The sequence below is a fragment of the Haemophilus parainfluenzae genome, assembly GCF_003252795.1.
GTDB lineage: Bacteria > Pseudomonadota > Gammaproteobacteria > Enterobacterales > Pasteurellaceae > Haemophilus_D > Haemophilus_D parainfluenzae_K.
In genome coordinates this window covers 287,500-308,959 of record NZ_QEPQ01000003.1, presented here as the reverse complement: position 1 = coordinate 308,959, position 21,460 = coordinate 287,500, and the positions used below count along the sequence as shown (strand labels likewise).

24 protein-coding genes and 1 other RNA gene are annotated in these 21,460 nt (G+C 40.1%); 8 read left to right on the top strand and 17 right to left on the bottom strand.

The window, feature by feature from the left end; genetic code table 11:
• Positions 1–113: 113 nt before the first annotated feature.
• From DPV81_RS06420 to bamD, 3 genes are all read right to left on the bottom strand, one after another.
• Positions 114–686 (bottom strand): 5-formyltetrahydrofolate cyclo-ligase, encoded by a 573-nt coding sequence (locus DPV81_RS06420; protein WP_032822898.1) that lies wholly within the window; start codon positions 684–686, stop codon positions 114–116.
• Positions 687–712: 26 nt separating this feature from the next.
• A non-coding RNA gene (gene ssrS, locus DPV81_RS06415) (6S RNA) lies at positions 713–910 on the bottom strand.
• A 91-nt stretch (positions 911–1,001) separates the two neighbouring features.
• Complete coding sequence (gene bamD / locus DPV81_RS06410) at positions 1,002–1,793, bottom strand: outer membrane protein assembly factor BamD (RefSeq protein ID WP_005700035.1); 792 nt, start codon at positions 1,791–1,793, stop codon at positions 1,002–1,004.
• A 109-nt stretch (positions 1,794–1,902) separates the two neighbouring features.
• Here bamD and rluD point away from each other — a divergent pair, with 109 nt between their 5' ends.
• Together rluD and pgeF are read left to right on the top strand one after the other, a co-directional pair.
• The gene (gene rluD / locus DPV81_RS06405) at positions 1,903–2,877 is read left to right on the top strand and encodes a 23S rRNA pseudouridine(1911/1915/1917) synthase RluD (protein ID WP_111387370.1); all 975 of its coding nucleotides are present in this window, start codon (positions 1,903–1,905) and stop codon (positions 2,875–2,877) included.
• A gap of 1 nt (position 2,878) precedes the next feature.
• The gene (pgeF, locus tag DPV81_RS06400; protein ID WP_111387368.1) at positions 2,879–3,616 is read left to right on the top strand and encodes a peptidoglycan editing factor PgeF; all 738 of its coding nucleotides are present in this window, start codon (positions 2,879–2,881) and stop codon (positions 3,614–3,616) included.
• Between the two features lie 38 nt (positions 3,617–3,654).
• On the opposite strand, the gene ruvX is transcribed toward pgeF, so the two are convergent.
• From ruvX to fadR, 4 genes are read right to left on the bottom strand one after another with little or no spacing between them, the layout of a single operon-like run.
• Positions 3,655–4,074, bottom strand: coding sequence for a Holliday junction resolvase RuvX (ruvX, locus tag DPV81_RS06395; protein WP_014064097.1), 420 nt, complete (start codon positions 4,072–4,074; stop codon positions 3,655–3,657).
• A complete protein-coding gene (locus DPV81_RS06390; RefSeq protein ID WP_111387366.1) occupies positions 4,074–4,634 on the bottom strand; it encodes a YqgE/AlgH family protein in 561 nt (186 codons plus the stop codon). Before DPV81_RS06390 ends, ruvX begins: the two co-directional genes overlap by 1 nt.
• Positions 4,634–5,368 (bottom strand): 16S rRNA (uracil(1498)-N(3))-methyltransferase, encoded by a 735-nt coding sequence (gene rsmE, locus DPV81_RS06385; protein ID WP_111387552.1) that lies wholly within the window; start codon positions 5,366–5,368, stop codon positions 4,634–4,636. The genes DPV81_RS06390 and rsmE overlap by 1 nt, the downstream gene beginning before the upstream one ends.
• 58 nt (positions 5,369–5,426) lie before the next feature.
• A complete protein-coding gene (gene fadR / locus DPV81_RS06380) occupies positions 5,427–6,155 on the bottom strand; it encodes a fatty acid metabolism transcriptional regulator FadR (RefSeq protein WP_111387550.1) in 729 nt (242 codons plus the stop codon).
• A gap of 134 nt (positions 6,156–6,289) precedes the next feature.
• Here fadR and nhaB point away from each other — a divergent pair, with 134 nt between their 5' ends.
• Positions 6,290–7,828 carry a Na(+)/H(+) antiporter NhaB gene (gene nhaB, locus DPV81_RS06375; RefSeq protein WP_111387364.1) on the top strand — a complete coding sequence of 513 codons (1,539 nt, stop codon included), beginning with the start codon at positions 6,290–6,292 and terminating at the stop codon, positions 7,826–7,828.
• Positions 7,829–7,847: 19 nt separating this feature from the next.
• Positions 7,848–8,381, top strand: a complete 534-nt coding sequence (gene dsbB, locus DPV81_RS06370; protein ID WP_111387362.1) for a disulfide bond formation protein DsbB — start codon at positions 7,848–7,850, stop codon at positions 8,379–8,381.
• Between the two features lie 74 nt (positions 8,382–8,455).
• Here dsbB and DPV81_RS06365 read toward each other — a convergent pair whose 3' ends face one another.
• From DPV81_RS06365 to DPV81_RS06325, 9 genes are all read right to left on the bottom strand, one after another.
• On the bottom strand, positions 8,456–8,731 hold the full coding sequence (locus DPV81_RS06365) for a DUF1294 domain-containing protein (RefSeq protein WP_111387360.1): 276 nt from the start codon (positions 8,729–8,731) through the stop codon (positions 8,456–8,458).
• Complete coding sequence (glyA, locus tag DPV81_RS06360; RefSeq protein ID WP_049372808.1) at positions 8,731–9,993, bottom strand: serine hydroxymethyltransferase; 1,263 nt, start codon at positions 9,991–9,993, stop codon at positions 8,731–8,733. The genes DPV81_RS06365 and glyA overlap by 1 nt, the downstream gene beginning before the upstream one ends.
• Before the next feature lie 115 nt (positions 9,994–10,108).
• Positions 10,109–10,681 (bottom strand): hypothetical protein, encoded by a 573-nt coding sequence (locus DPV81_RS06355; RefSeq protein WP_243583385.1) that lies wholly within the window; start codon positions 10,679–10,681, stop codon positions 10,109–10,111.
• A gap of 78 nt (positions 10,682–10,759) precedes the next feature.
• On the bottom strand, positions 10,760–11,305 hold the full coding sequence (locus DPV81_RS06350; RefSeq protein WP_070582575.1) for a hypothetical protein: 546 nt from the start codon (positions 11,303–11,305) through the stop codon (positions 10,760–10,762).
• 63 nt (positions 11,306–11,368) lie between these two features.
• Positions 11,369–12,592, bottom strand: coding sequence for a DUF711 family protein (locus DPV81_RS06345; protein ID WP_070582576.1), 1,224 nt, complete (start codon positions 12,590–12,592; stop codon positions 11,369–11,371).
• Between the two features lie 14 nt (positions 12,593–12,606).
• Positions 12,607–13,905: a phosphoribosylamine--glycine ligase gene (gene purD / locus DPV81_RS06340; RefSeq protein ID WP_111387358.1), complete on the bottom strand. Its 1,299-nt coding sequence runs from the start codon at positions 13,903–13,905 to the stop codon at positions 12,607–12,609.
• A gap of 191 nt (positions 13,906–14,096) precedes the next feature.
• Positions 14,097–15,695, bottom strand: coding sequence for a bifunctional phosphoribosylaminoimidazolecarboxamide formyltransferase/IMP cyclohydrolase (gene purH, locus DPV81_RS06335; RefSeq protein ID WP_111387356.1), 1,599 nt, complete (start codon positions 15,693–15,695; stop codon positions 14,097–14,099).
• 171 nt (positions 15,696–15,866) lie between these two features.
• Entirely contained in the window at positions 15,867–16,265 is a 399-nt protein-coding gene (locus DPV81_RS06330; RefSeq protein WP_049372802.1) for a DoxX family protein, read from the bottom strand.
• 116 nt (positions 16,266–16,381) lie between these two features.
• Entirely contained in the window at positions 16,382–18,148 is a 1,767-nt protein-coding gene (locus DPV81_RS06325) for a protein-disulfide reductase DsbD (protein ID WP_165818972.1), read from the bottom strand.
• A gap of 179 nt (positions 18,149–18,327) precedes the next feature.
• On the opposite strand from DPV81_RS06325, the gene arcA reads away from it, so the two are divergent.
• From arcA to ykgO, 4 genes are all read left to right on the top strand, one after another.
• Positions 18,328–19,041, top strand: a complete 714-nt coding sequence (gene arcA, locus DPV81_RS06320; protein WP_070582579.1) for a two-component system response regulator ArcA — start codon at positions 18,328–18,330, stop codon at positions 19,039–19,041.
• 113 nt (positions 19,042–19,154) lie between these two features.
• Positions 19,155–19,637 carry an SsrA-binding protein SmpB gene (gene smpB, locus DPV81_RS06315; RefSeq protein ID WP_014064114.1) on the top strand — a complete coding sequence of 161 codons (483 nt, stop codon included), beginning with the start codon at positions 19,155–19,157 and terminating at the stop codon, positions 19,635–19,637.
• Between the two features lie 160 nt (positions 19,638–19,797).
• Entirely contained in the window at positions 19,798–20,064 is a 267-nt protein-coding gene (locus tag DPV81_RS06310) for a type B 50S ribosomal protein L31 (RefSeq protein ID WP_005695437.1), read from the top strand.
• Positions 20,065–20,073: 9 nt separating this feature from the next.
• The gene (gene ykgO, locus DPV81_RS06305) at positions 20,074–20,211 is read left to right on the top strand and encodes a type B 50S ribosomal protein L36 (protein ID WP_005695435.1); all 138 of its coding nucleotides are present in this window, start codon (positions 20,074–20,076) and stop codon (positions 20,209–20,211) included.
• Positions 20,212–20,261: 50 nt separating this feature from the next.
• Here ykgO and cgtA read toward each other — a convergent pair whose 3' ends face one another.
• The gene (gene cgtA, locus DPV81_RS06300; RefSeq protein WP_111387352.1) at positions 20,262–21,434 is read right to left on the bottom strand and encodes an Obg family GTPase CgtA; all 1,173 of its coding nucleotides are present in this window, start codon (positions 21,432–21,434) and stop codon (positions 20,262–20,264) included.
• Positions 21,435–21,460: the final 26 nt, after the last annotated feature.

The window sequence follows — 21,460 nt, the reverse complement described above, 5'->3', positions numbered from 1 at the left end:
ATCCTTGGGGTCATCCCCTTTATGAGTAATTAAATAAGACCCTTTTTTGGTATTTCAAGAGAAAAAATAGACTATTTTTAATTTTTTCTATCAAACTTTACGTCTTGATAGGTTTAAGCAACTAAGATTTGATGAAGTGGCACGTCCCACGCTTCTGTTGGAAGCTGTTCGACTTGCTGACATTGATGGGCTAATCCCACGGGGATAAAAGGAGATTTCTGCCAATGTTGTAAGGTGCGATCATAAAAACCACCGCCCATGCCTAGGCGATTCCCCTGTTTATCAAACGCGACGAGTGGCGTAAAAAGAATATCTAATTCATCCAAAGGCAAGACATTTTGCACATTGAGTTTAGGTTCCCAAATGCCAAATTTATTTTTCAGCATCGGGGTATCTGGCAAATAACGTAAAAACAAAAGATGATTCGGATTGAAAGGGTGTAATACCGGCAAATAAACCTGTTTACCTTGCGCCCAAAGGATTTTGATGAGTTTATCCGTGGAGATTTCTCCATCAAAGGAAAGATACAAAGCAATATGCTGAGCATTTCGTTCTTCAATTAACGCAAGTGCTTGTTGAGTGATAGAATCTTCTGCCTGTTGCTGCTGAAGAGCGGTCAAATTTGCTCGTGTTTTACGAATTTGTTGACGGAGTTGATTGCGAAGCGTTTGCTGTGTTGATTTCATTCGATTGGAAAGAATGGATTTAAGAAAAAGGTCCCAGAGTGCCGCTACGAGTAGTAGTCCTTGAACCCGACGGTCCAAGGAAACCGGTAAGGCCATTTTTAGGTTTCTTTAGTCCAATGACAAAGTCAAAGGTCAAGCCTACACACCAATGGCGGGAAACCGATTTATAAAGTTCTAAGTATCGGCTCAGGGACATAACCCATCCACGAACACCCCAGGAAATCTTTTAAATTTATACTAGCTCAATTTGATTGGTTTGACTAGCCTTTATTTGAATAATTTTGCTTATTCAAGCACGTCCCACAAGGGACGGGATTATTTTTTAACCGGTTGAATTAAATCAGACTCTTCCGGTTTTTTCACGTCCGCAAATTGTTTATCTTTATTCGCATCGATGACTTGTTGAGTTTGACTTGCTAATTGTTGTAAACCCATTTTTTCATAGGCTTCTTTCATTAAGAATAAGCCTTCGTAAGTCGCTTTAGCATCTGGATATTGTTGTAACATACCTACTACACGGTTTGATACCGCTACCCATGCATCACGTTTTGCATAGAATTTCGCAATTTCTAATTCATGACGTGCTAATGAATCTTTAATATACGCCATACGAGCTACTGCATCTTGTGAATATGGGCTATTTGGGAACGCACGCACTAAGCTTTGGAAGTTTGAAAACGCCGTTTTCATTGAAGTTGTTTCACGCGTTGCACGATCGATACCAAAGAAGTCTTGAATCATGTTATCGGCCGTTGCTAAGTTAGTTAAACCCGCCATATACACTGCATAGTCACGGTTTGGACTTTGTGGGAATTGGTGTAAGTAGTTATCTACGGTTACCAACGTTGCGGTGTAATCTTGCGTTTTATAGTTTGCATAAATTAAATCAAGCATTGCTTGCTCTTGGTAAGTACTACCAGGGAAACGCTCTGTTGCTGCTTTTAAATAACGAATCGAGTCAGAATAGCTTCCTTCTTGCAATGCTGCTGCCCCTTTTGCATAAAGATCATCAACAGAAGCTTGCTCCACTTCTTTATTACCACTGCTGCAAGCTGCAATCGCGAATGAGGTCAATGCAATAAGTGCAAGAGATTTTATTTTACGCATTCTTTTTTCCTTAATTTTTACGAAAATCAATAAATAAGTTACAATTAACGAATATTGTATAGAACATTACACAATAAGCCAACTTTTTAAATTTTTAGATGGATTTTTTATGCCACAAATTACCTTAACGGCTGAAATTCAGCCCGAACAAATGGGACAGCGTTTAGACCAAACCCTCGCAGAGTTGTTCCCTGAATATTCCCGTTCCCGTTTAAAAACCTGGATTGAAGCAAAACAGGTAAAAATGAACGGTGCAATTGCCGATATTCCACGTGCAAAAGTTTATGGCGGAGAGCAAATTGAAATTTCGGTAGAAGTGGAAGATGAAAACCGTTTTGAGCCACAAAATATTCCACTCAATATCGTTTATGAAGATGACGATATTATCGTGATTAACAAACCTAAAGATCTCGTGGTTCACCCTGGTGCGGGCAATCCGGATGGCACAGTACTTAACGCGCTACTCTATCACTATCCACCTATTGCCGAAGTACCGCGCGCAGGAATTGTGCATCGTTTAGATAAAGACACAACGGGTCTCATGGTTGTTGCTAAGACGATCCCCGCACAAACGAAACTCGTACGAGACTTACAAAAACGTAAGATCACTCGTGAATACGAAGCCGTCGCCAGTGGCATTATGACCAAAGGTGGCACAGTAGATCAGCCAATGGCTCGTCATGCGACAAAACGCACATTGATGGCGGTTCACCCAATGGGTAAACCGGCTGTGACGCACTACCGCATTATGGAAAACTTCCGTAATTACACCCGCTTACGCTTACGTTTAGAAACCGGTCGTACTCACCAAATTCGTGTGCACATGGCGCATATCGCACATCCATTATTAGGTGATCAAACTTACGGTGGTCGTCCTCGTCCACCTAAAAATGCAAGCAAAGCCTTTACTGAAGTGCTGCGTAATTTTAAACGTCAAGCCTTACATGCGGTTATGTTGCGTTTAGCTCACCCGATTACGGGAGAAATGATGGAATGGTATGCCCCATTACCGGATGACTTTGTCGAATTACTTCATGCCTTAAAAGCGGATTACCTCGAACACAAAGACGAGTTGGATTATTAAGATGAAAACCATTGTTCCAAACTGGAATGTTCCACCACATATCCAAGCTTTTACAACCACAAGAGAAGGTGGTGTAAGCCTGCCGCCTTTCGAGAGTTTCAATTTAGGCGATCATGTCGAAGATGATAAAAGTGCGGTCAAAACTAACCGCACTTTATTGGTTGAAAAATTTAATCTGCCACATTTCCCGTTGTTTTTAACTCAAACGCACAGCACTCGTGTGATTACAGTACCTTATGAAGGCAATAATTTTGAAGCTGATGCAGTTTACGCCAACCAACCGAACCAAGTCTGTTTGGTCATGACGGCTGATTGCTTGCCTGTTTTATTTACTAATAAACAAGGCACTGAAGTGGCCGCTGCCCATGCGGGCTGGCGAGGACTCTGTGATGGTGTATTAGAAGAAACCGTGAAATGTTTCCAATCAGCTCCCGAAGAGATTATCGCATGGTTTGGACCTGCTATCGGCCCTAATGCATTCCAAGTTGGCAAAGAAGTGATTGAGCAATTTATGGCTTTTGACCCGATTGCAGAAACGGCTTTTCGACCCGATCCGAATGAAGCAGGAAAATACCTTGGCAATCTTTATCAAATAGCCACACAACGCCTCAATAAATTAGGGATTACCCAAATTTACGGCGGTGAACATTGCACATTCACAGAAAAAGAGACTTTCTTTTCCTATCGTCGAGATGGCAAAACAGGAAGAATGGCGAGTCTAATTTGGATAAAAAAATAAACTCATCAATACAACTTAAAGTGCGGTTTATTTTTGGCTTATTCTGAATAGTTTTCGAACCAACTTTCTAAAATCAAGCAAGCAGAAATCCCATCTACTTTGCCTTTATTGAGTGCACGATAACCGCCACGCTGGAAAATTTCATCGCGTGCAGAAACCGTTGTTAAACGCTCATCTTGCAATTCTACTTTGATACCGAAACGACCATTTAAGCGATTAGCAAATTTTTTCGCACGAAGTGTTAAATCTTGCTCAGTGCCATCCATATTTAAGGGCAATCCCACCACAATAACATCGGGTTTCCAATCCTTTAAACATTTTTCAATGGCATCCCAATTGGGAATCCCATCTTGGGCTTTAAATGCAGGCAAGGCTTGCGCTGTACCCGTAATACTTTGCCCAACCGCACAACCGATACTTTTTGTGCCAAAATCAAACGCGATTGCCGTGATACCCATTAACTATGCCCTACTTGTGAAAAGACAAAATTATGAGGATTGATCCCCAATAATTGATTCGCTGCAGGATAACGATCTTCATAAATGGTTTCAAATAAAATGGTGTCTGAAGCAGGTGCCACTAACCAGGCATTATCCGCAATCTCTTGTTCAAGTTGCCCTGCTGTCCAACTGGCACAACCGAGAGCCACAAGATATTTGTCGGGCGCATCCTCTGAACCAAAGGTTTCTACAATATCTGCCGAAGTGGTCAGAAACATCTCATCAGTAATTTTATAACTATGCTCAAATTCTTTCGCGGCTTTCTTATGCAGAATAAAACCACGCTCAGAATGTACCGGCCCACCTGCAAGCACAAGTTCATTGCTAAAAGTGCGGTCATTTTTCATCATAAAATTCATTTTTGAATACAGTTCAGCAATGCTTAAATCGGTGGGTTGATTAATCACTAAACCCATCGAACCTTGCTCATTATGCTCGCACATATACACCACAGTATTTTGGAAATAATCCTCCAACTGTGGCATCGCAATTAAAAATTGTCCTTGTAAATCCATCATTATCCCAAATCTCCAAAACAAATTTGTAACGCACTAATTGCCGCTAAAGAGGCTGTTTCTGTACGCAACACGCGCTTTCCTAATAAAATTTCAGTAAATCCTTGCTGTTCAGTTTGTGCGATTTCTTGAGGTGATAAGCCACCTTCTGAACCAATAAGTAAACGAACCCCTTCTTTCGGAATTGAAGGTAAGGTTTTAATTGAATATTGGGCTCTTGGATGTAAATTCAATTTCAGTGCACCATCATTTTCTGCACACCAATCTTGCAATTTCATTAATGGACGGATTTCCGGCACAACATTACGGCCACATTGTTCACAAGCGGCAATGGCAATTTTTTGCCATTGTTGAATTTTCTTATCCATGCGTTCGCCGTCTAGCTTCACGCCACAGCGTTCTGACCATAATGGTGTAATCATACTCACGCCCAACTCTACGGATTTCTGAATGGTAAACTCCATTCGATCACCACGTGAAATAACCTGACCTAAGTGAATAAATAGATTCGACTCTTTATCACTTAATTCACAGCCAAGAATGTCCACTTTAACGGCTTTTTTGCTCACTTCAATAATTTTTGCTGGGTAAATATGATTACTACCATCAAATAATTCAATTTGCTCACCTTCCGTCATACGCAGCACACGTCCTACGTGATTAGCCGCATCCTCTGAAAGTTGACAAGTGGATTGATTTTTAAGGGATTCTGGATGATAAATTCTTGGAATACGCATAACATTGAGTCTTTGATATAAGGAAAAAGTGCGGTCATTTTCAACCGCACTTTTCATATTATTCTGTTTCTAAATCTTTTGGCAAACTTTCTAAAATGGTTCGCCAGTAAGCGGAAGTCACTTGCTTATGTTTGCGAATACAGCCTACCACTAAATCGGATTGGCCACTTTCACAAATATCGCGCAATTCAACATAGAAATCATGCGTGACTTGGCGATGTTTTTCTTCGCTGAAAAACAATAAGCCAATTTTATGATAAACCCCACGTAAACTATTAAAAATCAAACGATAGAAAGGTTTATTCGCCATGACTGTAAATTGGCGGAATAATGCATAATCAAATTCCATATAACTTTCAGCGGTGTTTTCTAATGAGTCTAACCCTTTAAACAAAGTAACTGAAGCTTTAGGCGAATTTTTGACAGCTTCATAAATATAAGATTCGGACATACGACTGCGCAATGAAAGCATATTTTCAATGATTAATGGCGCACTTTGACGATCTAAGGTAATTAAGGTTTCAATAATGCTTGGACCGGCTGTATCCCAAATATCATTGACTTTTGTCGGCTTGCCGTGTTGAATGGTTAGCCATCCATCTCGTGCTAAACGCTGCAATACTTCACGTAATGTGGTACGTGTCACACCGATTTTATCGGCTAAATCACGTTCAGAAGGAAGATTGGTACCCGCGGGAAATACATCATCCCAAATGCTTCTAACAATATATTCTTCGGCAAGTGCGGCTGGGCTTTGTGCCCGTAAAAGGGTATTATCTGTTTGCATAAATATAAAATAAATATAAAAAAGCTTAAAAAGATCAAAAAAATGTGATTTATTCAATAAATCTTTAACTGGTCTATTATCCTTTAAAGCTGTATATATTACAATGTTAAGACTATAAAAAAACGGAGTTCGATATGACTTACACACAAGCATTTATGAAAAACTTTCTGGGCGCAAGTCCAGATTGGTATAAATTAACCATTATTGCCTTCCTGGTAATTAACCCGATTTTATTCTTTTTTGTTAGTCCATTTCTTGCAGGTTGGCTACTCGTTGCCGAGTTTATTTTCACGCTAGCTATGGCATTAAAATGCTACCCTCTTCAACCAGGTGGTTTATTAGCATTTGAAGCCATTGCCATTGGCATGACGAATGCCGAACACGTTAAAGCGGAGATCGTAGCAAACTTTGAAGTCGTTTTACTGTTAATCTTCATGGTCGCCGGTATTTATTTTATGAAGCAACTTTTGCTTTATGTCTTCACCAAATTATTAGTTCGTATCCGTTCTAAAATCGTTCTCTCTTTAGCATTCTGTTTTAGTGCTGCATTTCTTTCAGCTTTCTTAGATGCATTGACTGTTGTGGCGGTCATCATCAGTGTTGCCATGGGCTTCTATGGGGTTTATCACAAAGTCGCATCAGGAAAGAACCTACAGGATGCGGTTGATATTGCCGATGATAACAAAATCAAAAATCATGAAACTCTCGAAAAATTTCGCTCTTTCTTACGTAGCTTAATGATGCATGCCGGTGTCGGTACCGCACTCGGTGGGGTAATGACCATGGTGGGTGAACCACAAAACTTAATCATTGCAGAACAAGCTAAATGGAATTTCATTGAATTTTTCTTCCGCATGGCTCCTGTAACAGTCCCTGTATTTATCTGCGGATTACTCACTTGTATTTTAGTCGAAAAATTTAAATTATTCGGTTATGGTGAAAAACTACCGGAAGAAGTATGGCAAGTCTTAGCGGATTTAGATCGTGAAAACGCACAAAAAATGTCTAAACAAGATAAGATTCGTCTTTCTGTCCAAGCGGTTATCGCGGTTTGGTTGATCTTAGGTTTAGCCTTCCATTTAGCGGCTGTAGGCATGATTGGTTTAAGTGTGATTATCCTTGCAACAACCTTTACTGGTGTAACTGATGAACACGCTATTGGTAAAGCATTCCAAGAAAGTTTACCTTTCACTGCATTATTAGTCGTATTTTTCTCTGTCGTTGCGGTGATTATCGATCAAAAACTCTTTGCGCCAATTATTCACTTTGTATTAAGTTCTGAAGAGAAAACACAGTTAGCATTATTCTACGGTTTCAATGGTTTACTTTCTGCGATTTCTGATAACGTATTCGTAGCAACAGTTTATATCAATGAAGCGAAACATGCCCTTGCGACAGGCGCAATTGCACCGCACCAATTTGAATTACTTGCGGTCGCAATCAATACAGGTACAAACTTACCTTCTGTCGCGACACCAAACGGTCAAGCAGCATTCTTGTTCTTATTAACATCATCGCTTGCACCGTTAATTAAACTTTCTTATGGTAGAATGGTCTACATGGCATTGCCTTACACTATCGTATTAACGCTAGTTGGTTTCCTTGCAATCGAATTTATCCTACCAGGAATGACGATTTTGCTTGCAAACCTTGGCTTAATTCTTCCAATTTAATGAAGCATAAGGAGAAAGAATGCTCGACTTTTTTAAGCAATTATCCCTTAAACGTTCAGCGTGGATCTTTTTGGCATTTACCGCATTAGCCTTAGAATCGACCGCACTTTACTTTCAATACGGCATGGGTTTACAACCTTGCGTACTTTGTGTTTACGAACGTTTAGCTATGGTAGGGTTATTTATTGCTGGTTTTATCGGCGCCTTAGCCCCTAGTTCGCTTATTGTCCGCATACTTGCTCTTATTATGGGTTTATTTAGTGCAATCAAAGGATTAATGATTTCCATTCGTCACCTTGATTTACAAATGAACCCTGCGCCATGGAAACAATGTGAATTTATACCAAACTTTCCAGAAACGTTACCATTCCATAAATGGCTACCTGCGGTGTTCAATCCAACAGGTAGCTGTAATGAAAGCCAATGGTCACTTTTCGGCATCACGATGGTGCAATGGTTGGTATTTATTTTCGCTGTCTATATCATTGTGTTGGGATTAATTACACTTTCACAAGTGAAGAAAAGTCGAAATCGACGTCTCATTTTTAAGTAGTCTAATCGCATACTAAAAAGCCTAGAGATATTCTCTAGGCTTTTTTATTACTGAAAGTCATTCTGTACTCAACATTATTCAAGAAAGAAATACCAATAAGGCATTAAGATCAACCAAATAAAGGCACTGAGAATAACAACAAATTTAAAACTGAAGTGTTTGGTTTTATGACGAAAGCGTTTCATCCCGCAATAAACACCAATAAAACCACCAAGCAGGCTTAATAGAAAGAAAGTAGTTTCAGAAATTCGCCAGCCATGACGAACCGCGCGGACTTTGTCTTTCCACATTAAAAAATAAGCGGCGATATTCACCGCCGCTAACATCACAAATAAAAGCTGAATCAGCATTATGCGTAAACTGGAAGACGTTTGCAGATTGCCAATACTTTTTCTTTGGTTGCTGCAATCACTTGTTCTTCGTTTTCTTTGCCTAATGCATCTAATACATCACACATCCAGCTGGCTAACTCACGACAGTCTTGTTCATTAAAACCACGACGAGTCACTGCTGGTGTACCGACACGAATACCAGAGGTCACAAATGGTTTTTGTGGGTCATTTGGTACTGAGTTTTTATTCACCGTGATATTCGCTTTACCTAACGCAGCATCAGCCGCTTTACCGGTTAAGCCTTGTTTGATGAAGCTCACTAAGAATAAATGGTTTTCTGTGCCGTTTGAAACCACGTCATAACCGCGTTGTTTAAACACTTCCACCATTGCTTTCGCATTTTTAATTACGTTGGCTTGGTATTCTTTATAAGCTGGTTCTAACGCTTCTTTGAAACATACTGCTTTCGCCGCAATAATGTGAACTAATGGACCACCTTGATTTGCAGGGAAAACAGAAGATTGTAAGCGTTTATAAAGCTCTTCATCACCGCAAGAAGAAAGGATTAAACCACCACGTGGACCACCTAAGGTTTTATGGGTAGTTGTTGTGACAACATGTGCGTATGGTAATGGATTTGGATATAAACCTGCTGCGATTAAGCCTGCAACGTGTGCCATATCCACAAATAAATACGCGCCTACTTCATCCGCGATTTCACGCATTTTTTTCCAATCTACGACTTGAGAATAAGCAGAGAAACCCGCCACAATCATCTTTGGTTTGTGCTCTAATGCTTTTTGACGGACATCTTCATAGTCAATTAAACCATCAGCAGTGATACCATAAAGTACAGAATTATAGATTTTACCGGAGAAGCTCACTTTCGCCCCATGGGTTAAGTGACCACCGTGTGCTAAATCCATCCCTAAAATAGTATCGCCAGCATTGATTAATGCGCCATATACCGCCGCATTGGCTTGTGAACCTGAGTGTGGTTGTACGTTTACATAATCCGCACCAAACAACTCTTTAGCACGATCAATCGCTAACTGCTCGACAATGTCTGCGTACTCACAACCGCCGTAGTAACGTTTACCTGGGTAGCCTTCAGCATACTTGTTAGTAAACTGTGAACCTTGCGCTTCCATTACGCGTGGGCTCGCATAGTTTTCAGATGCGATAAGCTCGATATGCTCTTCTTGACGACGATTTTCGCCCTGAATGGCTTGCCAGAGAACCGGATCGTAATCAGCGATGTTCATACTTTTTTTAAACATTGTGTTTTCCTCGTTGTTTGAATTATTTGTGTATAGTTTACCTGTTTCCAAGTAAAAACTTAATCAAAAATTTCGATCATATTTTTCATTATTACAATGAAAAACATTCATTTATCTAAATCGAGCCTTTTTCTTTCACTAATTTCTCAATTAGTTTAACTTCTTTTGTTTTCTCGCCAGCTCCCAGTTTATGGCATTGACTGGTTTCTTTCGTATAAGTATTAAAATTTGTCATCCTTGTTGGGCTTTTCATTTTAATCTTCATATCCAAATGATTACCACAGTTATTACAAGGTGAAACAAATTCCTTATCTAATTCTTTAAATTCTGGAGATCGTTCAATAATTTTCGCAACTTCTGGTGAATGCGCAGTTTTAAATAGACGATCCGTAAAGTCATAACTTAACTTACCATCATTCGCCTGCCATTTGGCTTTAGCTTGCAATAAATAACGCATCCAGCCTTCTTTTGTATCAATCTGTGAAATACCACGTAGAAGTACAGTTTGATCTGCGTGATAGGTGACATAATCAAAATGCTCAACAGGTAAAGGAGATTTGGCTGCAGGTTTTACATGGCAAATCCAATCGCCCACTAAGGCTTTTTCCTGTTCAGTTTGTTGATGCGCCGTTGCACATCCCGATAACAATACAGCGACAAGACTACTTAATACTAATTTTCTCATCATAATTCTCCTTTTATTAATCAGTCCCCGCTCCTAAAAATAAAGTGCGGTTGAAATCGTATTCGTTTTTCTTAATCGACCCTATTTCTTTACAAACCACTTATTCAATAACTGAATGTCCTTGTCATTCTCTGTTACTCGTCGGCAGGTCGCATAATCCTTACCGAGAATAAATTGATTGCCATTTTTTTTCAGCTCAATTGGCATATCTGTATGATTGGCAGATTTACTATAAAATGCAGCCAACTCTTCTTTTTCTTGTTTTTGTAGAACTTTATTTTGCTTGATGACTTTAGCCACATTTTTACTATGAGCCGGTACCATAGAACGATTGATAAAATCAAAACTCAAGACATTATTTTGGCTCTGCCATTTCACCTTGCCTTTTATTAAATAACGAATAGCTTTTTCTTTATCCAATTCGATGTAGGAAATTCCTCGCAAGGCACCTGTTCCATCAGATTTCAAGACAAAATGATCTAAACGATCATAAGTTTGTTTATCTTTCGTCGGGATAGTATGACAAATCCATTCGCCATCTAACGTTGAGCTTTGTGAAACATTTGAAGCCCCAGCACAACCTGTTAATAATACTGCTACAAAACTACCCAATATTAACTTTCTCATAAGATACTCCTTTTATTGTCAGTAGGGATAACATTCATCACAACAAAGTAGGAAAATTTTTATTTAATCCGGAATACGCAAAAGGCGGCAGTTACATAAATCATCACTCTCAAATTCTGATATTTCACCTGCAACCTTATTCGGAATTGGGAATAAGCGTACAGTTAGTGGTTTATTTAAGCGAAATGCCATTGTTCCAGTATCGCGCATAATAGCGGCAATGCTTTCTGCCTTGACATCTCCCGCCACTGGGACTGTGTCTAAACCGATACCACATACTGCACTATAAGTCAGTAAAGCTCGGATATCAAAATAGTGTTTTTGTGTACCTTCCGCTAAGCCCAAATCTTCTGTCACCGCCAACATTAATCCAGAAAACCCAACCAATGGCACGTGTTGGATTGATTTAAACACTTTTGTTAGTAAAGCAGAAACTTCTACTGAACCAGCCGCACCAAAATATGGCAATCCCATTAATTCATAAACTTTTGTCATGGATGCACAATTTTTCGATGGTGCCGCCGAACTATCAATGCCTGCAAATTCAAATTCGCCCGACAATTTGACCGCACTTAACATATCTAGTATTTCATCTACATGATATTGCAGAGCCTGCGACATAGCTTGATAGCAATCTGCATAAAATTGATTATGAGTAGACTTTGGTACAGATTTTAATACTTCGACTAATAAATCTGGTGTTTCTAACCCAATGACAAAACTGTTTGGCAAATGACTTAGATGATAACCGGCGGGGAAATAAGGAATAAATGGCTTGCAGTTAAAATTCACAGTAAAGTTAAAATTACCTTCGCCACGTGGTGTGATGTTTGCAATTTTTTGCACGGCATAAACAGATTGCTCGATAAGTTCATTATCTAACACGCCATTTTCATCTAATGGCACATTGACACAAGCATTACACAAGTCACCATAAGCTGCGATTAACTCTGGCAATAACGCAATTTCCTCTTTATTTCTCGCCGCACCTATTGCAAATCGAATACGAATTCCACTTTCATTAAATTTATTCAATAACTCCGTTAAATACTGCAAATCTGCTTTTGCTGTCTGCAAATTGGTTAAATCCAAATATTCCCCAAAAGGATTGGTAATGACCCGAATCGATTGCAAGGTATAACCAGCTTTCTGCACAGCTGGCAATAACAAATCCACATCACGTTTTACCGAATAAAGGGCGTCTTCCCATTGCGTTTTATCTTTATGTAACGTCAGAAAAAAACTGATTGTGCGAAGACGACATAATTCCTTATTTTTATAATCCATTCGATCCCTTAACATTAAATGTAGTTATTTTGCTGCTCACGTTCAACTGCACGATAGCCAATGTCTCGACGATAAAAACGCCCCGTCCATTGAATTTGTTCAGCGAGTTTTAAGGCTTTTTGTTGTGCTTCAAATACGCTTTTGCCTAATGCAGTAACACAAAGTACGCGACCGCCATTCGTAACTAATTTGCCTTCTTTTTCTGCGACGCCCGCTAAGAAAACTTTCTCATTTTCGACCGCACTTTGTGGTAAACCGCTAATCACATCGCCTTTACGATAATCGCCTGGATACCCTTCTGCGGCTAACACAATACCTAAGGACGCTTTTGGATTCCATTGGGATTTCACTTCATCCAATTTTCCCTCGCAAGCTTTAAGGCAAAGCTCAATGAGATCTGATTCAAGGCGTAGCATAATTGGCTGTGTTTCTGGATCGCCAAAACGGCAGTTAAATTCAATCACTTTCGGCTGACCATTTGGCATGATCATTAATCCGGCATACAAGAAACCTGTGTAAACATTGCCTTCTGCCGCCATACCATTAACCGTTGGATAAATCACTTCACGCATAATGCGATCATGAATTTTAGGTGTCACCACTGGTGCAGGCGAATACGCCCCCATGCCACCAGTATTCAAACCTGTATCATTTTCGCCCACGCGTTTATGATCTTGACTGGTTGCCATAGGCTCGACGTTTTTACCATCCACCATGACGATAAAGCTGGCTTCTTCGCCATCTAAAAACTCTTCAATCACCACTCGGCTACCCGCTTCGCCAAAGGCATTGCCAGAAAGCATATCACGCACAGCGTCTTCCGCTTCTTGCAATGTCATTGCAACGATTACCCCTTTGCCCGCTGCTAAACCATCCGCTTTAACGACAATTGGTGCGCCTTTCTCACGCAAATATGCTAACGCAGGCTCAACTTCGGTAAAGTTTTGATATTCTGCCGTTGGGATTTTATGACGAGCGAGGAAATCTTTGGTAAATGCTTTTGAACCTTCTAATTGTGCAGCCGCTTGAGTTGGGCCAAAAATTTTTAATCCCGCTGCACGAAATGCATCAACCACACCAATTACTAACGGTGCTTCAGGGCCAACAATGGTTAATCCAACTTGCTTATCTTGAGCAAATTTCACTAATGCGGGGATATCTGTCGCAGCGATATTCACGTTTTCAACTTTTTGTTCTAATGCTGTACCTGCATTGCCCGGTGCGACAAAAACTTTGTCTGCCAATGGAGATTGTGCTGCTTTCCAAGCCAAGGCGTGTTCACGACCGCCATTTCCAATGATGAGGATGTTCATAATGCTCCTTGTATCTTTTTGAATTTAACCCCCTCTTTAGCAAAGAGGGGTAGGGGAGATTTGGCAGAAGTTATTTCAACCTCATAGTATATTTAGCATCGTTTAAATCTCCCCCCAGCCCCCTCTTTACGAAAGAGGGGGAGGAATAAGTAAAAAAGTAATTCGCTTATTGAGCGAAGTTACGATATAAATTAATGTCTAAAATGACGCATTCCAGTTAATACCATCACCATATTATGTTCATCCGCTGCATCGATGACTTCTTGATCGCGCATTGAACCACCTGGATGGATAACACATTGAATCCCTACTTTCGCCGCCGCATCAATACCGTCACGGAATGGGAAGAATGCATCAGATGCCATCACACAACCAGCTACGGTTAAACCTTCATCCTGTACCTTAATCCCTGCAATCTTCGCAGAATATACGCGGCTCATTTGGCCTGCACCAATGCCGATAGTTTGATTGTCTTTGGCGTAAACAATGGCATTAGATTTCACAAATTTTGCCACTTTCCAGCAGAACAATAAGTCTTTTAGTTCTTGTTCAGTTGGTTGACGTTTACTTACCACTTTTAAATCATCCACACCAACCATGCCTAAATCCGCATCTTGTACTAATAAACCGCCGTTTACACGTTTAAAATCCAAACGTTCAGAACGAGAGGTCCACTCACCACATTCAAGCAAACGAACATTTTTCTTACGTTTCACCACTTCTTGCGCTTCAGCTGATACTTTCGGTGCAATAATCACTTCAACGAATTGGCGCTCCACGATTTCAGTCGCGGTTTTTTCGTCTAATTCACGGTTGAAAGCAATAATGCCGCCAAATGCAGAGGTTGGATCGGTTTGGTAAGCACGGTTGTAGGCGTCTAAAATATCTTTACCTAAAGCCACACCGCATGGATTTGCATGTTTAACGATCACGCAAGCCGGCTCATCAAATTCTTTCACGCATTCAAGTGCCGCATCGGTGTCTGCAATATTATTGTAAGACAAGGCTTTGCCTTGTAATTGATGAGCGGTGGCTACACTTGCTTCTTTCACATTTAAATCAACATAGAAAGCCGCATTTTGATGAGAGTTTTCGCCGTAACGCATGGTTTGTTTACGCACGAAGTTAAGGTTTAAAGTACGTGGGAATTGACCGCACTTCGCATTCGCATCTTCTTCCTCTGCCACATGATACGGTTTCACCATTTGTCCAAAATAGTTGGCAATCATAGAATCATATTGAGCGGTATGTTCAAATGCTTTAATCGCAAGGTCAAAACGAGTTTCAAGTGTTAGGCTGTTGTGGTGTTTATCCATTTCAGCAAGAATGTTGTTAAAATCATGATTATTCACCACGATCGCCACATCTTTGTGGTTTTTCGCTGCAGAACGCACCATGGTTGGTCCGCCGATATCGATATTTTCTACCGCGTCTTCTAACGTACAATTTGGCTTCGCTACTGTTGCGGCAAATGGATATAAATTCACAACGACCATATCAATGCCTTCAATGCCATGTTGCTGCATGATAGCGTCATCTGTACCACGACGACCAAGAATACCGCCATGTACTTTTGGATGTAAGGTTTTCACACGACCGTCCATCATTTCAGGGAATCCCGTATAATCAGACACTTCTGTCACCGGTAAACCATGTTGCTCCAATAATTTTGCGGTACCGCCAGTGGAAAGTAGTTTTACACCACGCTGTACTAAGCCTTGAGCAAATTCTACGATACCGGTTTTATCAGAAACACTCAGTAAAGCCTGACGAATTGGACGATCTGTCATTACATTTTCCTTTCATTAAATGGTTAAAAATAAGCGGGGGGAATTATAGCGCAAACGTTTGCGTTTATATAGAAAAAATTTTCCTGGTAAGCGCACTTAAAAGTGCGGTGATTTATTTAAACGATTTTAAAAATAAAAAAGCCCGCGAATGCGGGCAATCTAACAATATGATTAACGTTTACGGTTATCTAAAGAAAACGCTCCGGCACCGGCAAACACAAAATAGAAGAACACTAAAGAATAAAGTAAAGCGAGTTCACCACCGTTCGCGATTGGGAAGAATAAATTCCCTTTACCTGCAGCGTGCATAAAGAAATACGCATAAGCCATTTGACCAGAAAGGATAAATGCCGCAGGGCGAACAAATAAACCTAAAATTAATAGGATTGAACCGACAATCTCAATTACCCCACCGACGATCATCAGTGGATCGCCCACTGCGCCATTACCGCCCGTCATCGAAATTGGGAATTCCCAGAATTTCGCTGTGCCGTGTAAGATAAACATATACGCGGCGACGATACGTAATAAAGCTAAAACATACGGAGAGTATTTTTCTAAGTTTTTCATAAAGTTTTCCTAATAAAAATAAAAAGTGATTTGAGAACGGGGTGTATATTAATGATTAACTCAAAGCCAAACAATACCTAAAATCGAAAAGGACTTTTTACTATTAGGAAATAATTTTATGCTTTACTGATTTTCTCAATCCATTGTAAAAACTCAACTGGTGGCATGAATCCGTTCACACGACTCCCCTCAATTTCTTTTCCATCTCGGTTAAAGAACAAAATAGTCGGTAAACCTAACACTTTATATTTTGTCATTAAAGCACGATTTTCTTCGGAGTTTTTTGTCATATCAACTTGAAGGAGCAGCATGTCACCAAAGGCTTTTTGTACACTTGGATCACTAAATGTTTCTTTTTCAAACTCTTTACAAGCCACACACCAATCCGCATAAAGATCGATCATCACAAGCGATTTGTTATTTTCTGACAGTGCTTGTTGCAATTCAGCTTCGCTTTTCACTTTCTTAAATTCAACATGAGAAACCGCTTTATTTTCGACCGTACTTGGTGCTTGGCTTTCGCCCCAAACCCAAGTTTGAAGCGGTTTAACACTAATCATTGCCGCCACTAAAAAGAAAATTCGGAATACCCAACCGGTGCCATTTTTTGGCATTTGGAAAGCAAACCAAATGAAAAATGCGGTACCCAGCATCGCCCATAATCTTGGTGTCCATTCATCCGGCAAAATACGAGAAATTAAGAATACTGGTAACGCGAGCATCACAAAGCCAAAGAGCTTTTTGACCGTTTCCATCCACATGCCTGATTTAGGCAGGATTTTATTCCCAAATAAAGTGATTAAAATCAGCGGTACACCCATGCCTAATGCAAGCAGATAAAGTGTAATTGCGCCAGTGAATAAATCACCACTCTGCGCTACATAAAGCAACGCGCCAGAAAGCGGTGCGGATGTGCAAGGTGAAGCCACAAGCCCTGCAATCATACCCATTAAGAATACGCCACCAAAGGCTCCAGCTTTTTGCTGTTGGCTAAGTAAAGACAGTTTTGTTTGTAAGGAACTTGGGAGCTGTAAGGTAAACACACCGAACATCGACAACGCTAACAAGACAAAGATGATTGATAAGCCAATCATCACGTAAGGATGTTGCAACGCCACTTGGAACGGTAAACCAATTGCAGCCACAATCAAGCCTAGCAAGGTATAAGTCAGCGCCATCCCCTGCACATATACAAAACTTAATGCGAAAGCGCGCCACATATTAGGGCGTTGATTTTGACCAATCACTATCGCTGAAAGCAACGGCAGCATTGGCAATACACAAGGGGTAAAAGCCAAACCTAAGCCCAATAAGAAAAAGCCAAATACGGCATATTTGCTATTAAATAAGCTTTCCGCTAAACGATCTTGCTCTGCTTTAGGTTGTGCGGAAAGTGCGGTCGATTTTTCTGATGTTTTTTCAGTATTGGCGATCTGTGCAATCGGCAAATCCGCCACTTTTATTTCTTTCACTTCAGGCGGATAACAAAAGCCCGATGTACAACCTTGGTAAGCAATTTCAACCACATCTTCGGCTTTTAATGGCGGGTGGCTTGCTTTAAAAATAGCTTGCACGGGCTTTTTGAAAATCTTCATTAAGCCAAAATAAGGATCGTTATAATCTTCAGGTGAAATAGAAAATGTCGGCACATCAAATGATGAGGTTTCCTCTTGGTTGAGCTTCACGGAAATTTTCTCTTGATAGAGATAATATCCTTCTGCAATCGACCAATTGACGATCACATTTTCTTGATTCTCGCTTTTCGCAGCTGAAAATTGAAAAGCGTCATCCACAGGTAAGAAAGCCGGTTTCTTATCAAAAAGACCGGCTTGAGTGGACAGTGCGGTAAAAATAAAAAATAAAAAAAGAAGAATTCGCTTCATCATAAAGTTCCAACTATTGTTCCTACTAAAATTCTAGCATAGATCAAAAGAATGTTAATAATTTATGACTTAGATCATAAAATTAAATGTAATTTAAACAATGACCGCACTTTTCTGTTGTTACAGCAATGTTACAATTATAGAATATGCCCATAACAAAGAATAACAAGGAGCAACGAATGGCTACCCCCAAAATTCTCATCGTGGAAGATGAAGCGGTAACCCGTAATACGTTAAAAGGAATTTTTGAAGCTGAGGGCTATGAGGTATTACAAGCACAAGATGGTGCCGAAATGTATCGTCAGTTAAGCTCAGAAACGGTTAATCTCATCGTATTAGATATCAACTTACCCGGCAAAAATGGTTTATTACTGGGCCGTGAATTACGTGAAAAAACACCTATTCCTCTGATTTTCCTCACAGGGCGAGATAATGAAGTTGATAAAATTTTAGGTTTAGAAATTGGGGCCGATGATTATCTCACTAAGCCATTTAACCCAAGAGAACTCACCATTCGTGCAAGAAATTTATTGCATCGCACCATGACATTAAATGGCAAAGAGGCCCATTTACAACGTGAGAACTATCGTTTTAATGGTTGGACACTGGATTTAAATAGTCATAATTTAATTACACCTGAAGGCACTGAGTTTAAGCTACCGCGTAGTGAATTTCGTGCCATGTTGCATTTCTGTGAAAACCCAGGAAAATTGCAAACTCGCGAAGAATTATTGCTAAAAATGACAGGGCGTGAATTAAAGCCACAAGATCGTACTGTGGATGTAACAATTCGCCGCATTCGGAAACATTTTGAAGATCATCCTAATACACCTGAAATCATTGCTACCGTGCATGGTGAAGGTTATCGTTTCTGTGGTGAATTAGAAGAATAATCTCTCATTAAGTAACAAAAGGCTGAGTCAAATCAGCCTTTTGTTTTTTTGCTATCCAGGGCGAGATTCGGTAAAATCAATGCCAATTTACGATTAATGAACAACGGATACCAATGACCAAAAAGAAAGTCAAAGTCGGCTCCAACACCATTGCCTTAAACAAACGAGCTAGACACGAATATTTTATTGAAGATGAAATTGAAGCCGGCCTTGAATTACAAGGTTGGGAAGTGAAATCAATGCGCGCAGGTAAAGCCAATATCAGCGACAGCTATATCATTTTTAAAAATGGTGAAGCCTATTTATTTGGTGCGACCATTCAACCATTAAGCTTGGCCTCGACCCACGTGGTTTGCGATCCGACGCGTACACGTAAGCTTTTATTGAATAAACGTGAACTAGATAATCTTTTCGGTAAATCAAGCCGTGATGGTTTTACCATTGTTGCCCTTTCTCTCTATTGGAAAGGCCCTTGGGCTAAGATCAAAATCGGTCTTGCGAAAGGTAAAAAACAACATGATAAACGTGATGATATTAAAGAACGTGAATGGAAAGTAGCGAAAGAGCGTATTATGAAAAATGCGCATCGTGGATAACTCTCCGACCAAACAGACAAAATGCCTTTCAATCGAAAGGCATTTTTCTTTTTCTCAATATGAAAAAAATTCTCATGGTTATGAATAAAAGTACATTGATAATCATTCTCTTTTGAATTAGTATTTTCGCCCAATTATTTCCGTCATATAAGGAGTTCTAATGAAAAAAGGCATTCATCCTGAAAATTATCGTACCGTTTTATTTTACGATTCTAATGCGAAACAAGGCTTTCTCATCCGTTCTTGCGCTAAAACTAACAACACCATGAAATGGGAAGATGGTAACGAATACCCTGTATTTATGTGTGATACCTCATCTGCATCTCACCCGTTTTATACCGGTAAAACCCGTCAAATTGGGAATGAAGGTCGTGCAAGTGAATTTGCAAACCGCTATGGTAAATTTGGTGCATTTAAATCAAAATAGGAATATTCAATGAAAGTATTATCTTCGCTAAAAAGTGCTAAAAACCGTCCTGGCTGCAAAATTGTTCGCCGCCACGGTGTCGTTTATGTCATTTCGAAAACCAACCCTCGCTTTAAAGCGCGTCAAGGTGGGAAAAAGAAAGGTTAACACCAATAAAAAAGAGCGGTTAAATTTCCGCTCTTTTTTTCATTTAGGCATTAAGGTTTGTAAATAAACTCAACGCCTTCTTCATCTTCTTCGTCCCAATCATCCCAATCGTCATCTTCATCATCAAATTGATGTTCAGCGAGCTGTTCTTGATGGTAGTCTTCCCATTTGAATTTCACTTCTTCTGGTTTATTTTCTTCTACTTCCGCATCACGTGGATTTGCTTCAATGAAATCCATAATATCACGACAAAGTGGCGACACATTTTTACCGGTTGCGGCAGAAATAAGATGATAGCCTTCTTCCCAACCAAGACGTTCCGTAATCTCTTGTGCTCGTTCATGCGCCTCTTCTTCAGTCATCGTATCAATTTTATTAAAGACTAACCAACGCGGTTTATCTGCCAATTTTTCGCTATATTGGAATAATTCTGACTCGATGATCGCAATATTATCTGCAGGATCGGATTCATCAATAGGATTAATATCCACTAAATGAATTAACACACGACAACGTTCCAAGTGTTTTAAGAAACGAATCCCTAAACCTGCGCCATCCGATGCACCTTCAATCAATCCAGGAATATCTGCCACCACAAAGCTATGGCTCTCATCCACTTTCACTACGCCTAAACTTGGCACTAAAGTGGTAAATGGATAATCAGCGACTTTTGGTTTTGCGGCTGAAACAGCACGAATAAAGGTAGACTTACCTGCATTCGGTAAACCTAGCATCCCGACATCCGCAAGAAGCATTAATTCTAATAATAAATCGCGTTTTTCCCCTGGTGTACCCATGGTTTTTTGGCGAGGTGCACGGTTCACTGAAGATTTGAAACGCGTATTACCTAAACCATGATAACCACCTTTCGCCACTAACATTTTGGCTCCATGCTTTGTTAAATCGCCAAGCACTTCTTTGGTGTCATTATCAATTGCACGCGTTCCCACTGGTACACGTAATGTAATATCTTTACCTCGGCGACCGGTACAATCTGAACTGTGTCCGTTCTCACCACGCTCAGCAGCAAAACGTTTCGTAAAGCGATAATCGATCAAAGTATTTAAGTTTTCGTCTGCAACCAAATAAACATCACCGCCATCACCGCCATCACCGCCATCTGGGCCGCCTTTTGGAATAAATTTTTCACGGCGGAAACTTACACAACCGTTTCCACCATCCCCTGCTTCCACACGAATCAGGGCTTCATCAATAAATTTCATAAAAACTCTCCAATATTTAACCGAAC